Below are 18,477 nucleotides of genomic sequence, written 5' to 3' on the forward strand. Positions count from 1 at the left end.
TCGTTACCGTGCAGCGCCGGATCAAACGCAGTAAGGCGCAAGCCATTGGGCGGCGAAGGCCAGTACCAGGGCATAGCGCGCACCCTTTGCCAGCACGATCAAACCGATGGCGCGCCACCAGGAGAGCCGCAAGAGCCCAGCCACCACGGTGAGCGGATCGCCGATGATCGGTACCCAGCTGAGCAACAGGCTGTAGGCGCCGAAGCGCGCGTAGAAGCGCCCGGCGCGATCGAGCTGGGCAGGTGAGGCGGGAAACCAGCGCCGGTGGCGAAAGCGGCGCGCGTAGCGCCCGAGCGCCACGTTGACGAGACTGCCCAAGGTGTTGCCGAGCGTGGCCACGCACCAGAGGGCGAGTACCGTGTGGCCCTGGCACCACTGGCGGGCGAGCCACACTTCGGAGCCGCCGGGCAAGAGCGTTGCGCTGAGCAGCGCAATCCAGAACAGGCTGAACACGAGTCGAGGCTAGCGGATCGACGGCTCAGGGCAGCCGACCACCGAGCTTGGCGGTGATGTTGTTGGCCGCCTCTCGAACGAGCGCTCCCAGGCTGAGCAGGCGCTCTTCGGGAATGCGCGCCATGGGGCCGGAAACCGAGATCGCCGCGATCGGCATGCGCCGCTCGTCGAAGATGCACGCCGCCACGCAGTGCAGGCCGATGGCGTGCTCCTCACGATCGCAGGCAAACCCCTGGCGACGAATGACGCGCACTTCCGCCTCGATCGCCTCTGGATCGAAGAAGGTGTTGGGCGTGACCCGCGACAGCGTATCGCCTTTCAAGAGCTCGGCGCGCTCGTCGTCGCTCATGCCGGCGAGCAGCGCCTTGCCCACGCCCGAGGCGTGCAGCGGCGCCCGCGAGCCGAGCTTGGTGATCATGCGCATCATCTGGGTCGATTCATGCTGGGCAAGAAACACCGCCGTTGCGCCATCGCGAATGCCAAGGTTGGCGGTTTCACCGGTATCCAAGGTGAGCCGACGCAGAAACGGCCGGCTGGTGGCGACCACGTCGCGCGCCTCGAGAAAGCTGTTGCCGATACGAAACGTCTTGACGTCGATGCGCCATAGGCCCTGCTCGCTCTCCTGGGTGACGAAGCCCTGGCCCTGCAGCGCCTGCAGCAGGCGGTGAGTGGTGGAAGGCGCAAGCTCGGCCATCTCGGCGAGCTCGGAAAGCGCCAGCCCCAGCGGGCTCGCCGCCAGATGCTCAAGCAGCGTCAAGCCGCGCACCAGCGACTGGCTGTGCCCACCGCTTGCCTTCGCGGTTCCCGCCGGGCGTCCTACTGACCTGCGCTTGGCCTCGCTCACCGTACCTTCTCCTCACTCGCTTTCGACGCAAAACCGGCAGGATAACGCGAGGCGCCGCCGAATGTCGCGTTTGCGGAAATAAATCCCACGCAAGCGGGTAAAAACGACGATAGCACCATGCAGGCGCTATCGAGGGTGACGCGGTCGAATCAGACGCGTTGACGCTGATCGTAGCCCAGCGGGTGGGGCTCGCCGCGCGCGCGGGCAAGCTCGATCTGGCGCTGGCGCTCGCGGGCCGCAGCGCGGGTCTTCTCCGGCAGCGAGTCGATGCAGTGCGGGCAGCTGATGCCGGGCTCATAGGCTGCGCTTCGCATGTCTTCTTCGGAAATCGGCCGGCGGCAGGCGTGGCACTGCTCGAAAGCGCCTTCGCTCAGGTCGTGGCGCACGGTGACGCGGTTGTCGAACACGAAGCACTCGCCGCGCCACAGCGATTTCTCTTCCGGCACCTTCTCGAGATAGTTCAGCACGCCGCCCTTGAGGTGATACACCTCCTCGAAGCCCTCGTTCAGCATGAAGCTCGAGGCCTTTTCGCAGCGTATGCCGCCGGTGCAGAACATGGCCACCTTCTTGTGCTTGGCCGGGTCGTAGTGCTTGCGCACGTAGTCGGGAAACTCGCGGAAGGTGGCGGTCTTCGGGTCGATGGCGCCTTCGAAGGTGCCGATCTCCACCTCGTAGTCGTTGCGGGTGTCGATGACCAGCACTTCCGGATCACTGATCACGTCGTTCCACTGTTCGGGCTCGACGTAGGTGCCCACGGACGCGTTGGGGTCGACGCCCTCGATCCCCATGGTGACGATCTCGCGCTTGAGCTTCACCTTGGTGCGGTAGAAGGGCATCTCGTCGCAGTACGACTCCTTGTGATCGATATTCGTCAGGCGCGCATCGGCACTCAGCCAGCTCAGCAAGGCATCGATGCCTTCGCGGGAACCGGCCACGGTACCGTTGATGCCCTCGCGGGCCAGCAGCAGCGTGCCTTTCACGCCGTGGTCGACCATGGTCTGTCTGAGCGGCTCGCGCAGTGCCTCGAAATCGTTCAGGGTGACGAACTTGTACAGCGCAGCCACCACGATGGGGGCCGTCGGGGAAGAGACAGTCATGACATACTCCTGGTAGTCGCCCTCGCAAAGGGCGGACCCGGTTGAAAACGCGCCCATTCTACCAAAGCGCCCGCCCGGCGTGAACGATGTCGACTTGACGCAGATCATGGCGCGATGGGCTCAATCGTCGATTTTATCGACCGCAGGGCGCCAAAAGCTTCACTTCGGCGCGGCCACGGCCGGTCGTATAGTGAACGACATGTTTCATCTGGAGAGTATTCATGAAAATTCGTCGCTCGCAGGAACGCGGCCATGCCGACCACGGCTGGCTGAGCTCTCACCACACCTTTTCGTTTGCCCACTACATGGACCCGGCCCACATGGGCTTTCGCGCGCTGCGAGTGATCAACGAGGACCGCGTCGCCCCGGGCCACGGCTTTGGCACCCATGCCCACCGCGACATGGAGATCGTCTCCTACGTGCTGAAAGGCGAAATGGCCCACAAAGATAGTCTCGGCAACGTTGAGATCATGCGCCCGGGCGATGTCCAGCGCATGAGCGCCGGCACCGGCGTGCGCCACAGCGAATACAACGCCTCGAGCAGCAACGGCTGCATTTTCTTCAGATCTGGATCGAGCCGGACGCGCTCGGGCTTGCGCCGAGCTACGCGCAGAAGGCGTTCACGCCGGCGTCGCGCCAGGGCCAGTGGCGGCTGGTCGTCTCCCGCGACGCGCGCGAGGGGTCCGTCGGCATCCATCAGGACGTCGATCTCTACAGCGGCCTGTTCGACGGCGAGGTGCCTGCGCTGCCCGCCCGGCGTCACGTCTGGCTTCACGTGGTGGAGGGGACGCTCGAGCTCAACGGCGAGCGCCTGGAGACCGGAGACGCCGCCGCCCTCGGCCCCGACGAGCCGCGCGAGATCGGCCAGGCCGAAGGCGCTCATGTGCTGCTGTTCGATCTGGCCTGAAGCGTCCGGCTCCAGGCATGAAAAAGCGGCCTCCCGAGGGAGGCCGCTTGCGTGTTCGCGCAGGGTCGGTGCGCTTAGTGTGCCGAGTAGAGCACGCGAATCTTCAGGGTGTGCTCGACTTCCCTGAGCGCCTCGAGCGCCTGCGGGCCGTAGGCCTTGTCGACGTCGATCACCACGTAGCCGACGCTTTCGTTGGTCTGCAGGTACTGGCCGGAGATGTTGATGCCGTTTTCCGACAGCACGCGGTTGATCTGGGACATCACGCCGGGCACGTTGTCGTGGATATGCAGCAAGCGATGCTTGTCCGGGTGGGCAGGCAGCGCCACTTCGGGGAAGTTGACCGAGGTGATGGTGGTGCCGTTGTCGGAGTAGGTGGTGAGTTTCTCCGCTACCTCGATGCCGATGTTCTCCTGGGCCTCGAGGGTGGAGCCGCCGATGTGCGGGGTGAGGATCACGTTCTCGAGACCGCGCAGCGGGCTCTCGAACTCCTCGTTGTTGCCCTTGGGCTCCACCGGGAAGACGTCCACCGCCGCGCCATTGAGATAGCCGGACTTGATCGCGTCGGCCAGCGGCTCGATCTCGACGACGCTGCCGCGCGAGGCGTTGATGAGCACCGCGCCGGGCTTCATCGCCGCGATCTCCTTCTGGCCGATCATCCAGCGCGTGGAGGGCAGATCCGGCACGTGCAGGCTGACCACGTCGGAGCGACCGAGAAGCTCCTCGAGGCTGCCGACCTGGCTTGCGTTGCCCATGCCGAGCTTGGTGATGATATCGAAATAGATGACGTTGAAGCCGAGCGACTCGGCGAGCACCGAGAGCTGTGCACCGATGCTGCCGTAGCCGACGATACCGAGGGTCTTGCCGCGCGCCTCGTGGGAGTTCGCCGCGGATTTCAGCCAGCCGCCCTGGTGGGCGCGAGCGTTCTTCTCGGGAATGCCGCGCAGCAGCATGATGGCCTCGGCCAGTACCAGCTCCGCCACCGAACGGGTGTTGGAGTAAGGAGCGTTGAACACCACCACGCCCCGCTTGAGCGCGGCGTTCAGGTCCACCTGGTTGGTGCCGATGCAGAAACAGCCCACGGCCACGAGCTTTTCCGCCGCCGCGAACACCCGCTCGTTGAGCTGGGTGCGCGAGCGGATGCCGATGAAGTGAACATCGCGGATCTTCTCGATCAGCGCCTCTTCGTCCAGGGACGTCGGCAGGTGCTCGATGTTTTCGTATCCGGCGTTGCGAAAATTGTCCACCGCGCTCTGGTGGACGCCCTCGAGAAGCAGGATCTTGATCTTGCTCTTTTCCAGGGACGTTTTGGCCATGGCTGAATCAACCCCTATGCTCGGCGACGGGCGCCGTTTATCGGTTCACGAAAGGCCGCCATGGTAGCACAGTGGGCGCCTGGGCCTGGATGAAAACGGTGCGTTTTCAAAATGAACGTGTCGCACGTTGACCGCACGGCGCGGCGGAGGGCAGACGCCACCCCCCGGCCTCGGTGTATACTGTGCGTTTACGGTGGGCGGGCAGGTACGCCGCCTCGAACGGGCGCCAACAGGCAGGCTAGGGTCAATGAGCGACAGCACTCCCCCCGAACAGGATTTCGCCACCACGGTTTCAGCGCTTGAAACCCTGGTGGAACGGCTCGAATCCGGCGAGCTTTCGCTGGAGGAAGCGCTCGGCGCCTTCGAGCAGGGCGTGAAACTCACCCGCGACGCCCAGGCACGCCTGGACCGCGCAGAGCTCAAGGTGCGCGCTCTGACCGAAGATGCGGACGGCCAGCTGCGCGTGGCGCCGTTCGATCAACCGCCAAGCGCCTCGGGCGACGCCCCCGACGACGACCAGGAGCAGACGCCGCCATGGTAAGCCAGACCCTCACCCGCCTGAGCGAACACCGCCAGGCCAGCAACGCCCGGGTCGATGCGTCTCTCGAGGCGCTGTTTTCTGCCCCCGCCGTCGACGCGCGCCTGGAGCAGGCGATGCACCACGGGCTGCTGGTCGGCGGCAAGCGCCTGCGGCCGCTGCTGGTCTACCTTTCGGGCCGGGCGCTGGGCGCATCGGACGATGACCTCGACGCCCCGGCGGCGGCCATCGAGCTGATCCACGCCTACTCCCTGATCCACGACGACCTGCCCGCCATGGACGACGACGATCTGCGCCGCGGCCAGCCGACCGTCCACAAGGCGTATGACGAGGCCACCGCGATTCTCGCCGGCGACGCCCTGCAGGCGCTGGCCTTCGAGGTGCTGGCGAAGGCCAGCCATCCGCGCCTGGCGGCACTGGTCACGACGCTGGCCGTCGCCTCCGGGCGCCAGGGCATGGTGGCGGGCCAGGCGTTGGATCTGGCTGCCGTGGGCGGGCTTCCCGACGTCGCGGCGCTCGCCCACATGCATGCCCACAAGACCGGCGCGCTGATCGAGGCGGCGGTACGGATGGGCGGGCTCGTCGCCGTCGAGGAAGACGATTCGCGCCTGACGGCACTTGCTCGCTACGCCCGCGCGGTTGGTCTAGCCTTCCAGATTCACGACGACGTGCTGGACGTGACCGGCGATACCGCCACGCTCGGCAAGACCTCCGGCGCCGATGCCGCCAGAGCCAAGCCCACCTATTCGAGCCTTTTGGGCCTGGAGGGCGCTCGCGCCAAGGCGCGCGAGCTGACCGATGAGGCCATCGCCGCCCTGGCGCCGCTGGGCGAAGGCGCCGCGCCGCTGATCGATCTGGCCCGCTACATGATCGAGCGCGACCACTGAACAATGGCCCTGCATACGCTCGCCGCGATGCAAGAGCCCGCAAAGAAGACCGTGAAAACATGCCCATGAAGCTGTTCGACGAGATACCCCGCGAGCGCCCGGCAACGCCGCTGCTCGACTCCTTTGATCACCCCGCCGCGCTGCGGGCCATGAACGACGCCCAACTCGCCACGCTTGCCGACGAGCTGCGCGCCTACCTGCTCTATAGCGTGGGGGTTTCCGGCGGACACTTCGGCGCTGGGCTCGGCGTAGTCGAGCTCAGCGTGGCGCTGCATCACGTCTACCATACCCCGAAGGACCGGCTGGTATGGGACGTGGGCCACCAGGCCTACCCGCACAAGATCCTCACCGGGCGGCGCGAGGCGATGACTGGCATCCGCCAGCACGGCGGCCTGGCCGCCTTTCCGCGCCGCGCCGAATCCGAGTTCGACACCTTCGGCGTGGGCCACTCGAGTACCTCAATCTCGGCCGCCCTTGGCATGGCGCTGGCCGCTCGCGCGCAAAACGACGACCGCCGCGTCTGCGCGATCATCGGCGACGGCGCCCTGACCGCCGGCATGGCCTTCGAGGCATTGACCCACGCCGGCCACGTCGATGCCAACCTGCTGGTAGTGCTCAACGACAACGAGATGTCGATCTCCGAGAACGTCGGGGGCCTGGCCACGTATCTCGCACGGATGCTGGCAAGCAAGCCGTATCTCAAGATGCGCGAAGAGGGCAAGAAGGTGCTTTCGCATCTGCCCGGCGCGCTCAAGCTCGCCAAGCGCACCGAAGAGCACATGAAGGGCTTCGTCAGCCCCGCCACGTTGTTCGAGGAGCTCGGCTTCAACTACGTCGGCCCCATCGACGGCCACGACCTGGACGCGCTGACCGACACCCTGAGCATGCTGCGCGGCCAGAGCGGCCCGCAGTTCCTGCATATCAAGACCGTCAAGGGCAAGGGCTTTCTGCCGGCAGAAGCCGACCAGATCGGCTACCACGCCATCACCAAACTGGAAAAACCCCGCGCTGCCCAGGCCGAGGCGAAAAAGCCCGCCGCCGCGCCCGCCGCCCCCAAGCAGAAGTACTGCAACGTGTTCGGCCACTGGCTGTGCGACATGGCCGCCGCCGATGCGCGACTGATGGGCATCACGCCGGCGATGCGCGAAGGCTCGGACTTGATCCGCTTCTCGAAGGAGTACCCGGAGCGCTACTTCGATGTGGCGATCGCCGAGCAGCACGCGGTCACGCTCGCTGCCGGCATGGCCTGCGAGGGCATCAAGCCGGTGGTGGCGATCTACTCTACCTTCCTGCAGCGCGGCTATGACCAGTTGATTCACGACGTGGCGGTGCAGGGGCTGGATGTCACCTTCGCCATCGACCGTGCGGGCCTGGTCGGCGAGGATGGCCCGACCCACCACGGCAGCATGGATATCTCGTTTCTGCGCTGCGTGCCCAACCTGGTGATCCTGGCCCCGGCGGACGAAGCCGAGTGCCGCGCCATGTTGAGTGCCGCCTACCAGTACGAGGGCCCGGCGGCGGTGCGCTACCCGCGCGGCACCGGCCCGGGTGTGGCCGTTCCCGAGCACTTGGAGCCCCTGACCATCGGCCGCGCCGAGACGCGCCGCCGCGCCGAGGGCGACGGCCCCAGGATCGCGCTGCTGGCATTCGGCAGCATGAATGTCCCCGCTGCCGAGGTCGCCGAGGCGCTCGACGCCACCCACCTCAACATGCGCACCATCAAGCCGCTGGACCGCGACGCGGTGCTCACCGCCGCCGCCGAGCACGACCTGCTGGTGACGCTAGAAGAGAACGTGGTGGCCGGCGGCGCCGGCAGCGCGGTCAATGAACTGCTCCACGCCGAGAACGTGGCGGCGAGCGTGCTGAATCTCGGCCTGCCCGACAGCTTCGTCGAGCACGGCACCCCGGAGGAGCTCCTTCACGACTGCGGGCTGGACGTCGAGGGCATTCAGGCGGCAATCGAAAAGCGCTTGGCGCGGCTGCAGCGCTAGGCGCTTCGCCAGTCACGCCTCGCTGCACGCAAACGGGCAGGCCCCTGGGCCTGCCCGTTTGCGTATCGAGCACGCATCGCATTGCCTGTCTCGTTCAGGTGTACGGCGCGGCGCCTGGCAGTGAGCGCGCAAGCGTGACGCGCAGCGCCGGCGACGCCCCGCCGCCGGCGGTGAGGTGCACCCATCCTTGGACTTCGAGCTCGGCCAGCGCGCGGCGGATCAGCGCGTGCTCGATACCGAGCCGCCGCGAAAGAAGCGCGCTGGAGAGCCCGTCTTTCCCCTGGTCATCGAGGGCGAGCAGCACCAGCGCTTGCAGTGCATCGAGCGAGGGATGGGCGCGCTGAAGATTCTTCAGCGCGCGTTCGAGCGTCGCGGTATCAGGCAATGCGGGCGTTGGGTTCGAGGCGAATGGCGATGGATTTATACGCTGGCGTGTGGCTACCCTCACCCTTGTGCGAGAGCGGCACCAGCGGGTTGGTTTCCGGGTAGTAGGCCGCCGCGCAGCCGGCCGGGGTGTCATAGGCCACTACCTTGAAGCCCTCGACCCGGCGGATGATACCATCCTCCGATTCCCCCACCAGATCTACCCACTGCCCCACCGAGACGCCCAGGCGCTCGATGTCCGTCGGGTTCAGAAACACCACCTGGCGGCCGTTCTCGATGCCCCGGTAGCGGTCGTTGTAGCCGTAGACGGTGGTGTTGTACTGGTCGTGGGAGCGCAGGGTCTGAAGCGTCAGCCAGCCTTCGCGTTCGGCCATCTGCTGGTGCATGATGCGCTCGGGCAGCGGCGCATCGGAAAACTCGGCCTTGCCGCTTGCAGTGGGAAAGTGGCGCTCGGCGGTGGGGTTGCCCAGCCAGAAGCCGCGTGGCACGCGCACCCGGGCGTTGAAGTCGTCGAAGCCCGGGATCACCTCGGCCACGTGGTCACGGATCACGTCGTAGTCGGCACGCATTGCCGCCCACTCCACCGCCTCGCTGCCGACCAAGCGCTCGCCGAGCCGGGTCAGTATCTCCACTTCCGAGGGCAGGCCGGGGCTTGCCGGGCGATTGATACCGGCGGAGCCGTGGACCATGCTCATCGAGTCCTCGACGGTGATCAGCTGGGTCTTGCCGCCGGTCTTGTCGATCTCGCTACGCCCAAGGCAGGGCAGGATCAGCGCCTTGCGGCCGGTCACCAGATGGCTGCGGTTGAGCTTGGTACCGATGAAGGCGGTGAGCCGGCAGCTGGCCATCGCCGCCTCGGCCACCTGGCTGTCGGAGATCGCCCGGGTGAAGTTGCCGGCAAGACCGACGAACACCTTGCCCGGGCGGTCGCGCATCGCTACCACCGCAGCGACGGAGTCGACCCCATGTTCGCGAGGCATGGGCGTCTTGTAGCGCGCCTCCAGGGCGTCGAGAAGCTCATCGGACGGCTTCTCGAAGATGCCCATGGTGCGATCCCCCTGGACGTTGGAGTGTCCGCGCACCGGCGAGGTACCGGTGCCGGGGCGCCCGAGGTTGCCGCGCAGCATCAAGAGGTTGACGATCTCGCGCACCGTGGCCACCGAGTGCACGTGCTGGGTGATGCCCATTGCCCAGCAGATGATCGTCGCGTTCGAGCGGGCGTAGAGCTCGGCGGCTTCTTCCATCTCGCGCCGCAGGAGTCCGGACTGGGCCTCGAGCGCGGCCCAGGGCGTCGCCTCCACCCGCGCCTTGTAGGCCTCGAAGTGCGCAGTGTGCTCGCTAAGGAAAGCGTGGTCGAGCACCGTCTCGCCAGTTGCCTCGCGCTCGAACAGCGCCTTGGCGATGCCACGCACCGCCGCCATGTCGCCGCCGAGCTTGGGGCAGAAGTAGTGCGAGCTGATACGGTGGCTGCCGTTATGCAGCATCTCCAGCGGCTTCTGCGGGTCGGCGAACTTCTCGAGGCCGCGCTCGCGCAGCGGATTGAAGCTGGCGATGGTCGCGCCTCGCTCGGCGGCCTCGCGCAGGGTACCCAGCATGCGCGGGTGGTTGGTGCCCGGGTTCTGGCCGAACACGAAGATCGCCTCGGCGTGCTCGAAATCCTCCAGGCGCACGCTGCCCTTGCCGGTGCCCAGCGCCTCGCCCAGCGCCACGCCGCTCGCCTCGTGGCACATGTTGGAGCAGTCCGGCAGATTGTTGGTGCCATAGAGCCGCGCCAGAAGCTGGAAGACGTAGGCGGATTCGTTGCACGCCTTGCCGGAGGTGTAGAAGATCGCGTCATCCGGGGTGGGTAGCGCCTTGAGCTCGGCGGCGACGAGATCCAGCGCCGCCTCCCAGCCGATGGGTTCGAAGTGGTCGGTCTCTGCGTTGTAGACCATCGGCTCGATCAGCCGCCCCTGGTCCTCCAGGCGGTAGTCGTCCCAGGTCTTGAGCTCGGTGACGCTGTGGCGGGCGAAGAAGTCGCGCTTGACCCGCTTGGCGGTCGCCTCCCAGGTCACTGCTTTCACGCCGTTCTCGCAGAACTCGAAGGAGGAGCCGTGCTCCGGGTCGCCCCAGGCGCAGCCGGGGCAGTCGAAGCCGTCGGGCTGGTTGAGCTTCAACAGCGCCCGGGCATTGGCCGCCGGCGACCGGCTGTGGAGAAGATGCTGGCTCACTGCCTTGAGCGCTCCCCATCCGCCCGCCGGGTTGTGATACTCGCCAACGGCGGGGTCGTGCTCGACCGCTTTCTTGCGGACGGACGTATCGGGGTTGGGTGAGGCCATGATGCATCTCCAGGAGGTCAGGGGCGGGGCGCCGGACAGCGATATCGCTGAAAGTCTAACAGTCATCTTCGAAAGCGAAAGCGCCGCGGCATGACGATGGGACACGCCGGCCATGGCAATGTTCTGTTCGGCGTCTTAATCTTCGAGGTCTAAGCTTCCTCACGCAAACGCAAGGAATCGATCATGCTGACGGTTTACACCTTTCCTCACTCCCGCTCGCTGCGCGCCACCTGGACGCTCGAGGAGCTGGGGCTCGAGTACCGCTGCGAACACGTGGCGCTGGACAAGGGCGAGGGTCGCTCGCCTGCACACCTGGCACGCCACCCGGACGGCAAGCTGCCGGTGCTCGAAGACGGCGCCCTGGTGCTGTTCGAGTCCGTGGCGATTTGTCGCTACCTGGCCGAGCGCTACGATGATGAGGCCATGCTGCTGTCCAAGGACACCGCCGAGCGCGCGCAGGTGGAGCAGTGGCTGAGCTTCATCGTCACCGAGCTGGAGCAGCCTTTGTGGAATCAGGCCAAGCACACCTTCGCCCTGCCCGAGAACAAGCGCATCCCGGCGGTCATTCCGACCTGCGCCTGGGAGTTCGAGCGCGCCTTGAAAGCGCTCGAGCGCCGCTATACCGGCGGCGAGTATCTGGTGGGCGACGCCTTCAGCCTGGCAGACATCTTCCTGACTCATACGCTGCAGTGGGCCGAAAGCATGAAACACCGCTTGCCTCAGGCCCTGCTCGACTACCGCGCGCGTCATCGCCAACGCCCGGCACTGCACGGTGCCATCGCGCGCGAAAAGGCCGCCGCCGAGCGTCCGGCCTAGGAGTTGCGTTCGATGTCGACGTCCTGGGCCTGAGTGAAATCGTCCAGCGCCATCATGTGGCCGAGCTTGCCCGCCTTGGTGGCCAGGTACTGCTCGTTGTGGGGGTTGAGCCCGGTGGTGATCGCTAAGCGTTCGACAACGTTGACACCGTCCTGGGTAAGTGCACTCACCTTGCGCGGGTTGTTGGTCATCAGTTTCAGTGCCTGAATGCCCAGGTGATCGAGCATGGGCACGCACAGATCATAGCGGCGCATGTCGGCACCAAACCCCAGGCGCTCGTTGGCCTCGACGGTGTCTGCCCCCTGGTCCTGCAGGTGGTAGGCACGGATCTTGTTCAAAAGCCCGATACCGCGGCCTTCCTGTCGCAGGTACAGGAGTACCCCGCGCCCCTCTTCGGCAATGCGCTTGAGCGCTTCCTGAAGCTGGTAGCCGCAATCGCAGCGCATGGAGAAGAGCGCGTCGCCGGTCAGGCACTCGGAGTGCACGCGCCCCAGCACCGGAGCCTCGCCCGTCACATCCCCCAAGGTCAGGGCAATATGGTCCTTGCCCGTCGCGTCGTCTTCGAAGCCGTGCATGGTGAATGTGGCCCAGGGAGTGGGCAGCCGGGAAGCGGCAATGAAGCGAATGGTCACGTATTACTCCACGGATCAACCAAAACGGTATGGAACAGGGGCCTAGTTTAACAGGAAGCCGGGCGCGTCTCACGAGGGATGATCGGGCAGGCCTTGAGGGCCTTGCGACGAGTCGTCGCAATACGAGGACATGAAAATTTCATCGCACTTGAAGTAATATTACCTTCAATCACGTATTTTCCACGCTATAACGTCACCGATCACTCTGGATTCCCATGCTGCTACTTTCATTGATTGCAGGGCCTTTCATTGCCAGTCTCGTCGCCGCCTTGCTGCCGGCGGATGCCCGTAACCGCGAGTCGTGGCTGGCGGGTATCGTGGCGCTATCCGGGCTTCTGGTTACAAGCTACCTGTACACCCAGCTGGGCACGAACGGCGTGGTGCAGCGCGAGTTCGGCTGGCTGCCGGCGTTCGGGCTGAACCTGGTGCTGCGCATGGATGGGCTGGCGTGGCTGTTCGCCATGCTGATCCAGGGAATCGGGCTGCTCGTGGTCATCTATGCGCGCTACTACATGTCGCCGAAGGACCCGGTACCGCGCTTCTTCTCCTTTCTGCTCGCCTTCATGGGCTCGATGCTCGGGGTGGTGCTGTCGGGCAACCTCATCCAACTGGTCGTGTTCTGGGAGTTGACCAGCGTGACCTCGTTTCTGCTCATCGGCTACTGGCACCACCGCGCCGATGCCCGGCGCGGCGCACGCATGGCCTTTACCGTCACCGCCAGCGGCGGGCTTTGTCTGTTGATCGGGGTCTTGCTGCTCGGGCACATGGTGGGCAGCTACTCGCTGGACGTCGTACTGGCCTCCGGGGACCTGATTCGCGAGCACGACCTGTACCTTCCCATGCTGGTGCTGGTCGCCCTCGGCGCGCTGACCAAGAGCGCTCAGTTCCCGTTCCACTTCTGGCTTCCTCACGCCATGGCGGCACCGACCCCGGTCTCGGCGTTTCTGCACTCCGCTACCATGGTCAAGGCCGGCGTGTTCTTGCTGATGCGCCTGTGGCCGGCTCTCTCGGGTACGCCGGAGTGGACATGGATCATCATGGGAGCCGGGGCCTGCACCATGCTGATCGGTGCCTTCACCGCCATCTTCCAGCACGACCTGAAGGGGCTGCTCGCCTACTCGACCATCAGCCACCTCGGGCTGATCACCGTCCTGCTCGGTATCGGCACCCCGCTGGCGCTGGTCGCCGCGGTCTTTCATACCTTCAACCACGCGACATTCAAGGCCTCGTTGTTCATGGCGGCGGGCATCATCGATCACGAGACCGGCACCCGGGACATGCGCCATCTTCGCGGGCTCTATGCGTCGCTGCCCTATACCGCGACCCTGGCGATCGTCGCCAGTGCCGCCATGGCCGGCGTGCCTCTGCTCAACGGTTTCATCTCCAAGGAGATGTTCTTTGCCGAGGCGCTGGCGGTGGGTTCGGCCCGCAACTGGGGCATGTCCATTGCCGCCGTCTTGATGGGTATCTTCGGGGTGGCTTACTCGCTACGCTTCATCTATGTTTTCTTCGGCCGTCAGCCCCAGGATCTGCCCAGGCAACCCCACGAGCCGCCGCGCTGGATGCGCTTCCCCGTGGAGTTTCTGGTGCTGTGCTGTTTGATCGTGGGCATCATTCCGGGCCTGAGCATCGGTCCGTTTCTGAGCGCTGCCGTCACATCGGTGCTCGGCGAGGACACCCCCTACTACAGTCTGGCGGTATGGCACGGCTTCAATCTGCCGCTGGCGATGAGTCTTCTCGCCCTGGTCGGGGGCGTGGCGCTGTACGTGTGGCTGCGAACACGCTACGGATTGATCCAGTCCACCTACGTGCCCTTTCTCGGGCGCTTCAACGGCAAGCAGGCCTACGAGGACACCATGCTTCGCTTGTCCGCCAGCGCTTCGCTTCTGGAGAAACTGCTGGGTACCCGTCGCCTGCAGCCCCAGCTTCTGCTGATGATTGTGCTGCTGCTGGCGGTGCCGACGCTGATCGTGCGCCCGGTATCCCTTCTCGCTCTGCCCGCCAACGGCGAGTTCTCCTGGTTGTTCGCCGGGCTCTGGGTGATTGGCGCCGTCTGCGCCCTCGGGGCGGCCTGGCAGGCCAAGTACCACCGCCTGGCAGCGTTGAGCCTGGTCGGGGGCGTCGGGATCACCGTGAGTCTGGCCTTCCTGTGGCTCTCGGCGCCGGACCTGGCGCTGACCCAGCTCATGGTGGAGACCATCACGACGGTGCTGATCCTGCTGGGTCTGCGCTGGCTGCCGCCGCGGATCACCCCGCGGGAGCTGAACATCACCACGTCCCGGCGCGCGCGGCTGCGCCGCGCCCGGGACATGGTGGTGGCGGTCTGCGCGGGCCTCGCCATGGCGCTGGTCAGCTACGTCGCGCTGCTGCGCGGCCCCTCCACCGGGGGGATTTCCGACTTCTTCCTGACCCGCGCCCTGAGCGAAGGCGGCGGCAGCAATGTGGTCAACGTGCTGCTGGTGGATTTCCGGAGCATCGACACTCTGGGCGAGATCGCGGTGCTGGCCATCGTTGCTCTGACAGTCTACGCCCTGCTGCGGCGCTTTCGCCCGGCCCCGGAAAGCCTGCCGATTCCCGCCCAGCAGACCAACAGCGTCGACCCCGCGGCAGGGCAGACACCGATTCAGCAGGTGGAGACCGGCTACCTGAAGGTGCCCAGCGTCTACCTGCGCCTGCTGCTGCCGATCATGGGGGTCATCGCCGCCTACTTCTTCATTCGCGGACATAACCTGCCCGGTGGCGGCTTCGTGGCCGGGTTGACCTTCTCCGTCGCCATCATCGTGCAGTACATGCTGGCCGGTACCCAGTGGGTGGAGAGCCACCTGCGCCTGCAACCCCACCGCTGGATCGCCTTCGGGCTCTGGATCGCCTGCGTGACGGGCATGGGGGCCTGGCTGCTGGGCTATCCGTTCCTGACCAGCCATACCGCCCACTACACGCTGCCGGTATTGGGCGAGATTCACCTGCCCAGCGCCTTTGTCTTCGACCTGGGGGTCTTCGGCGTGGTGGTCGGGGCCACGCTGCTCATCCTCACCGCCCTCGCGCACCAGTCCGTGCGCAGCCACCGCTTACCGGCCACCACGGCGGCGCCTGCCGCAGCCGCTCACAAGGAGATCTTCTGATGGAAGCCGTGATCGCCATCGCCATGGGCATCATGTTCGGCGCCGGGGTCTGGCTACTGCTGCGCCCGCGAACGTTCCAGGTCATCACCGGCCTGTTGCTGGTGTCCTATGCGGTCAACCTGTTCATCTTCATCATGGGCCGGCTCACCCTCAACCGGCCGCCGCTGACCCTGGCGGAAGGGACCATCGACCCGGCGCTCTATGCCGATCCGATGCCCCAGGCGCTGGTGCTGACCGCCATCGTCATCGGCTTTGCCACCACGGCGCTGTACCTGGTGGTGATGATCGGCGCTCGGGGTCTGACCGGCACCGACCACGTCGACGGCAAGGAGACCCACTGATGAGTCTTTCCTGGGTTCAACACCTGATCCTGGCACCGATCCTGGTGCCCCTGATCGTCGGCGCCGGGCTCGTGCTGATCAACGAGCGCCATCACCAGCGCAAGTTCCTGATCAACCTGGCGGCGACCCTGTCGATGCTGGGCACCGCCGTGGCCCTTCTGCTGCTGACGGACCAGGAGCACTGGCCGTCGGGTATCGGGGTGTATCTGTCCGCCAACTGGGCGGCGCCGTTCGGCGTGGTGCTGCTGGTCGACCGGCTGACGGCAGTGATGCTGCTGCTCTCCTCGGTGCTGGCGAGCGCCTCTTTGATCTTCGCCATGACCCGCTGGAGCCGGATCGGGGTCCACTTCCATTCGCTGTTCCAGTTTCTGATGATGGGCATCAACGGGGCTTTTCTGACCAACGACCTGTTCAACCTGTTCGTGTTCTTCGAGGTCATGCTGGCAGCTTCTTACGGCCTGGTGCTGCACGGCTACAACACCACCCGCATCCGGGCGGGGATGCAGTACATCGTGGTGAACCTCTTGGCGTCGTTCTTCTTCTTGATCGGGGTGGCCTTGATCTACGCCACCGCCGGCACGCTGAACATGACCGACCTGGCCGGGCGCCTCGAAGGGCTGAACCCGGAGGACCTGGTGCTGTTGAAGATCGGCGTGGTCATCCTGGCCCTGGCGTTTCTGACCAAGAGCGCCATGTGGCCGCTGGGCTTCTGGCTGCCGACCACCTACTCCGCCGCTTCGCCCCCGGTGGCGGCGATGATGGTGCTGATGACCAAGATCGGCGTCTACGTGCTGATTCGCCTTTGGCTTTTGCTGTTCTCCGAAGGCCCGGCGGCGGGCTTCGGCTTCGACCTGCTGCTCGTCGGCGGGCTCGCGACCCTGGCCTTCGGCACCATCGGCATACTGGCGAGCCAGGAGCCCGGGCGAATGGCGGGCTACGCCGCGGTCATCTCCTCCGGCACGCTGCTGGCGGCGGTGGGCTACGGCGAGCCGGCCCTGATCAACGTGGCGCTGTTCTACATGATCAGCTCGACCATCGCCGTGGCGGCCTTCTTGCTGTTGATCGAACTCGTCGAGCGCATTCGCGTGCCGGGGGCGGCCATGCTGGCGCTGACCATGGAGGCCTTCGGCCTGGAGGACAAGCCCGGCGAGCCCGTGGGCAAGGCCATTCCCGGGGCGCTGGCCTTTCTCGGGCTGGCGTTCGCCTGCTGCGCCCTGATCATCACGGGGCTTCCGCCGCTGTCCGGGTTCATTGCCAAGTTCGGGCTGTTCCATACCCTGCTCAACGCAGGCCCTGCCGGCACCGGCATCGACCTGACCACCTGGGTCATGATCGTGTTGGTGGTGCTGTCGGGGCTCGCCGGCATCGTCTCGCTGATGCGCTTTGGCGTGCGTACCTTCTGGGCGGCCCAGAACCCGGTGGCCCCGCACCTGCAGCGCTCAGAAGTCATGCCGATCACGGCACTCTTGCTGGTGTGCGTGCTGCTCACCGCTCAGGCGGGACCGACCCTGGCCTATCTCGAACGCAGCGCCGAGCCGCTGAGTCAGCCCGCGCTCTATCTCGAGCGCCTGGAAGCGTCTCAGGCGGTGGGTGATTCCATGACGGAGGCCGCACTATGACCCGCTGGCTCCCCTCCCCAGTCCTGTCCGCGGCGCTGCTGGTGATGTGGCTTCTGCTGAGCCAGAGCATCGCCCCCGCCCAGATCCTGCTCGGCGCCGCGATCGCCCTGGCCGCGCCGCTTCTGGCCAGGCCGCTGCGCCCGCTCGCCCCGGCGCCCTTTCGCAAGCCCTGGGTGCTGGCTCGGCTGCTGTTCATGTCGATGGTGGAGATCGTGCGCTCGTGCTTCAACGTCAGCCGCATCATCTTGTTCAAGTCCAGGGGGGTGGAGTCCCAGTTCATTCGCATCCCCCTCGACCTCAAGGATCCCTACGGGCTTGCGCTGCTGTCGTGTCTGATCAACTCGACCCCGGGGACGGTCTGGGTCGAGCAGCTGCCCGGCTCGAACGACCTGGCCCTGCACGTCTTCGATCTTCACGACGAGCAGTGGTGGATCGACACCATCAAGACCCGCTACGAACAGCCATTGATCGAGATCTTCGACCATGAATAAGGAGCGTTTCCCATGACGGCACTGCTCTCTTTAGCCATCGACATCACGCTGCTGAGCGTCATCCTGGCGATGCTGTTGTGCATGATCCGGCTGCTGCTGGGGCCCACCGCCCAGGACCGGGTGCTCGCCCTCGACACCCTTTGGATGTGCGCCATGCTGCTGGCCCTGGCCCTCGGCCTGCGCTTTGCCAGCATCATCTATTTCGAAGCGGCGATGCTGATCGCCCTGACGGGCTTCGTCTCCACCGTCGCCCTGACCAAGTTCCTGATGCGCGGCGAGGTGATCGAATGACCCCGGAACTCGACACCCTCCCGGTCTGGGTCAGCCTGCCGGTGACGCTTCTGCTGCTGCTGGGAAGCGCCATCGTCTTGATCGGCGCGTTAGGTTTGGTAAAGTTGCCGCACTTTTTCCAGCGCATCCACGGGCCTGCCATCACCATCACCCTCGGTACCGGCGCCATTCTCGTGGCCTCCATGATCTACTTCTCGGCGCTCCAGTCCCGGTTGGTGATCCATGAGGTGCTGATCACCGCGTTCATCATGCTGACCGCGCCGGTGGTCGCCATGCTGATCATGCGCACCGCCGTGTACCGTGACCTGCGTGCCCGGGAGCGGGGCAAGACGCCCCCCGCGGTCAAGGACGGCGAGGCCAGCGAGGTCTATCCTTTCTCGACGAAAAAGTCCTTGTCGGCGAAGAAGTGATGCGGCGGCGAGGCGCCCACGAC

17 protein-coding genes and 1 pseudogene are annotated in these 18,477 nt (G+C 65.8%); 11 read left to right on the forward strand and 7 right to left on the reverse strand.

The features are described from left to right. Positions 1–21: 21 nt before the first annotated feature. The 3 genes from GEV37_RS09250 to trhO all read right to left on the reverse strand — a co-directional run bounded on the left by GEV37_RS09250 (position 22) and on the right by trhO (position 2,394). The gene (locus GEV37_RS09250; RefSeq protein ID WP_227389949.1) at positions 22–453 is read right to left on the reverse strand and encodes a YqaA family protein; all 432 of its coding nucleotides are present in this window, start codon (positions 451–453) and stop codon (positions 22–24) included. 25 nt (positions 454–478) lie between these two features. Beyond that, complete coding sequence (locus GEV37_RS09255) at positions 479–1,297, reverse strand: IclR family transcriptional regulator domain-containing protein (RefSeq protein ID WP_227389950.1); 819 nt, start codon at positions 1,295–1,297, stop codon at positions 479–481. A gap of 149 nt (positions 1,298–1,446) precedes the next feature. Then, the gene (gene trhO, locus GEV37_RS09260; protein WP_227389951.1) at positions 1,447–2,394 is read right to left on the reverse strand and encodes an oxygen-dependent tRNA uridine(34) hydroxylase TrhO; all 948 of its coding nucleotides are present in this window, start codon (positions 2,392–2,394) and stop codon (positions 1,447–1,449) included. A 221-nt stretch (positions 2,395–2,615) separates the two neighbouring features. On the opposite strand from trhO, the pseudogene GEV37_RS09265 reads away from it, so the two are divergent. Further along, positions 2,616–3,301, forward strand: a pseudogene (locus GEV37_RS09265) (pirin family protein). Between the two features lie 74 nt (positions 3,302–3,375). On the opposite strand, the gene serA reads toward GEV37_RS09265, so the two are convergent. Further along, positions 3,376–4,614, reverse strand: coding sequence for a phosphoglycerate dehydrogenase (gene serA / locus GEV37_RS09270; RefSeq protein WP_227389952.1), 1,239 nt, complete (start codon positions 4,612–4,614; stop codon positions 3,376–3,378). 247 nt (positions 4,615–4,861) lie between these two features. Here serA and GEV37_RS09275 point away from each other — a divergent pair, with 247 nt between their 5' ends. Genes GEV37_RS09275 through dxs form a run of 3 tightly spaced genes read left to right on the forward strand, consistent with a single transcriptional unit; the run spans position 4,862 to position 8,030 of the window. Continuing rightward, on the forward strand, positions 4,862–5,155 hold the full coding sequence (locus GEV37_RS09275; protein ID WP_227389953.1) for an exodeoxyribonuclease VII small subunit: 294 nt from the start codon (positions 4,862–4,864) through the stop codon (positions 5,153–5,155). Beyond that, positions 5,149–6,039, forward strand: coding sequence for a farnesyl diphosphate synthase (locus GEV37_RS09280; protein WP_227389954.1), 891 nt, complete (start codon positions 5,149–5,151; stop codon positions 6,037–6,039). Before GEV37_RS09275 ends, GEV37_RS09280 begins: the two co-directional genes overlap by 7 nt. A 59-nt stretch (positions 6,040–6,098) precedes the next feature. After that, the gene (gene dxs / locus GEV37_RS09285) at positions 6,099–8,030 is read left to right on the forward strand and encodes a 1-deoxy-D-xylulose-5-phosphate synthase (RefSeq protein ID WP_227389955.1); all 1,932 of its coding nucleotides are present in this window, start codon (positions 6,099–6,101) and stop codon (positions 8,028–8,030) included. A 94-nt stretch (positions 8,031–8,124) separates the two neighbouring features. On the opposite strand, the gene GEV37_RS09290 is transcribed toward dxs, so the two are convergent. Next, positions 8,125–8,415: a MarR family transcriptional regulator gene (locus tag GEV37_RS09290; RefSeq protein ID WP_227389956.1), complete on the reverse strand. Its 291-nt coding sequence runs from the start codon at positions 8,413–8,415 to the stop codon at positions 8,125–8,127. Then, on the reverse strand, positions 8,408–10,732 hold the full coding sequence (locus GEV37_RS09295; RefSeq protein ID WP_227389957.1) for an FdhF/YdeP family oxidoreductase: 2,325 nt from the start codon (positions 10,730–10,732) through the stop codon (positions 8,408–8,410). Before GEV37_RS09295 ends, GEV37_RS09290 begins: the two co-directional genes overlap by 8 nt. 183 nt (positions 10,733–10,915) lie before the next feature. Between GEV37_RS09295 and GEV37_RS09300 the strand changes: the two genes are divergently transcribed. After that, positions 10,916–11,548: a glutathione S-transferase family protein gene (locus GEV37_RS09300; RefSeq protein WP_227389958.1), complete on the forward strand. Its 633-nt coding sequence runs from the start codon at positions 10,916–10,918 to the stop codon at positions 11,546–11,548. Here GEV37_RS09300 and ribA read toward each other — a convergent pair. Next, positions 11,545–12,180 (reverse strand): GTP cyclohydrolase II, encoded by a 636-nt coding sequence (ribA, locus tag GEV37_RS09305; protein ID WP_227389959.1) that lies wholly within the window; start codon positions 12,178–12,180, stop codon positions 11,545–11,547. The two genes, GEV37_RS09300 and ribA, sit on opposite strands and share 4 nt — an antisense overlap. 215 nt (positions 12,181–12,395) lie before the next feature. On the opposite strand from ribA, the gene GEV37_RS09310 reads away from it, so the two are divergent. The 6 genes from GEV37_RS09310 to mnhG are packed head-to-tail and all read left to right on the forward strand — an operon-like array spanning position 12,396 to position 18,454. Beyond that, a complete protein-coding gene (locus GEV37_RS09310; protein ID WP_227389960.1) occupies positions 12,396–15,302 on the forward strand; it encodes a monovalent cation/H+ antiporter subunit A in 2,907 nt (968 codons plus the stop codon). Further along, positions 15,302–15,643 carry a Na+/H+ antiporter subunit C gene (locus tag GEV37_RS09315; RefSeq protein WP_227389961.1) on the forward strand — a complete coding sequence of 114 codons (342 nt, stop codon included), beginning with the start codon at positions 15,302–15,304 and terminating at the stop codon, positions 15,641–15,643. The genes GEV37_RS09310 and GEV37_RS09315 overlap by 1 nt, the downstream gene beginning before the upstream one ends. Beyond that, positions 15,643–17,262 carry a monovalent cation/H+ antiporter subunit D gene (locus GEV37_RS09320; protein ID WP_227389962.1) on the forward strand — a complete coding sequence of 540 codons (1,620 nt, stop codon included), beginning with the start codon at positions 15,643–15,645 and terminating at the stop codon, positions 17,260–17,262. Before GEV37_RS09315 ends, GEV37_RS09320 begins: the two co-directional genes overlap by 1 nt. Beyond that, positions 17,259–17,753, forward strand: coding sequence for a Na+/H+ antiporter subunit E (locus tag GEV37_RS09325; protein ID WP_227389963.1), 495 nt, complete (start codon positions 17,259–17,261; stop codon positions 17,751–17,753). Before GEV37_RS09320 ends, GEV37_RS09325 begins: the two co-directional genes overlap by 4 nt. A 12-nt stretch (positions 17,754–17,765) precedes the next feature. Further along, the gene (locus GEV37_RS09330; protein WP_301282930.1) at positions 17,766–18,044 is read left to right on the forward strand and encodes a K+/H+ antiporter subunit F; all 279 of its coding nucleotides are present in this window, start codon (positions 17,766–17,768) and stop codon (positions 18,042–18,044) included. After that, a complete protein-coding gene (gene mnhG, locus GEV37_RS09335) occupies positions 18,041–18,454 on the forward strand; it encodes a monovalent cation/H(+) antiporter subunit G (protein ID WP_227389964.1) in 414 nt (137 codons plus the stop codon). Before GEV37_RS09330 ends, mnhG begins: the two co-directional genes overlap by 4 nt. Positions 18,455–18,477: the final 23 nt, after the last annotated feature.

It is taken from the genome of Vreelandella malpeensis (assembly GCF_020622355.1).
Taxonomy (GTDB): Bacteria; Pseudomonadota; Gammaproteobacteria; order Pseudomonadales; family Halomonadaceae; genus Vreelandella; species Vreelandella malpeensis.

Coding starts and splice junctions, on each gene's coding strand:
- GEV37_RS09320 (WP_227389962.1), top strand. CDS start 15,643: ATGAGTCTTTCCTGGGTTCAACACCTGATCCTGGCACCGATCCTGGTG.
- mnhG (WP_227389964.1), top strand. CDS start 18,041: ATGACCCCGGAACTCGACACCCTCCCGGTCTGGGTCAGCCTGCCGGTG.
- GEV37_RS09325 (WP_227389963.1), top strand. CDS start 17,259: ATGACCCGCTGGCTCCCCTCCCCAGTCCTGTCCGCGGCGCTGCTGGTG.
- GEV37_RS09310 (WP_227389960.1), top strand. CDS start 12,396: ATGCTGCTACTTTCATTGATTGCAGGGCCTTTCATTGCCAGTCTCGTC.
- GEV37_RS09315 (WP_227389961.1), top strand. CDS start 15,302: ATGGAAGCCGTGATCGCCATCGCCATGGGCATCATGTTCGGCGCCGGG.
- GEV37_RS09280 (WP_227389954.1), top strand. CDS start 5,149: ATGGTAAGCCAGACCCTCACCCGCCTGAGCGAACACCGCCAGGCCAGC.
- dxs (WP_227389955.1), top strand. CDS start 6,099: ATGCCCATGAAGCTGTTCGACGAGATACCCCGCGAGCGCCCGGCAACG.
- GEV37_RS09275 (WP_227389953.1), top strand. CDS start 4,862: ATGAGCGACAGCACTCCCCCCGAACAGGATTTCGCCACCACGGTTTCA.
- GEV37_RS09295 (WP_227389957.1), bottom strand. CDS start 10,732: ATGGCCTCACCCAACCCCGATACGTCCGTCCGCAAGAAAGCGGTCGAG.
- serA (WP_227389952.1), bottom strand. CDS start 4,614: ATGGCCAAAACGTCCCTGGAAAAGAGCAAGATCAAGATCCTGCTTCTC.
- trhO (WP_227389951.1), bottom strand. CDS start 2,394: ATGACTGTCTCTTCCCCGACGGCCCCCATCGTGGTGGCTGCGCTGTAC.
- GEV37_RS09330 (WP_301282930.1), top strand. CDS start 17,766: ATGACGGCACTGCTCTCTTTAGCCATCGACATCACGCTGCTGAGCGTC.
- GEV37_RS09300 (WP_227389958.1), top strand. CDS start 10,916: ATGCTGACGGTTTACACCTTTCCTCACTCCCGCTCGCTGCGCGCCACC.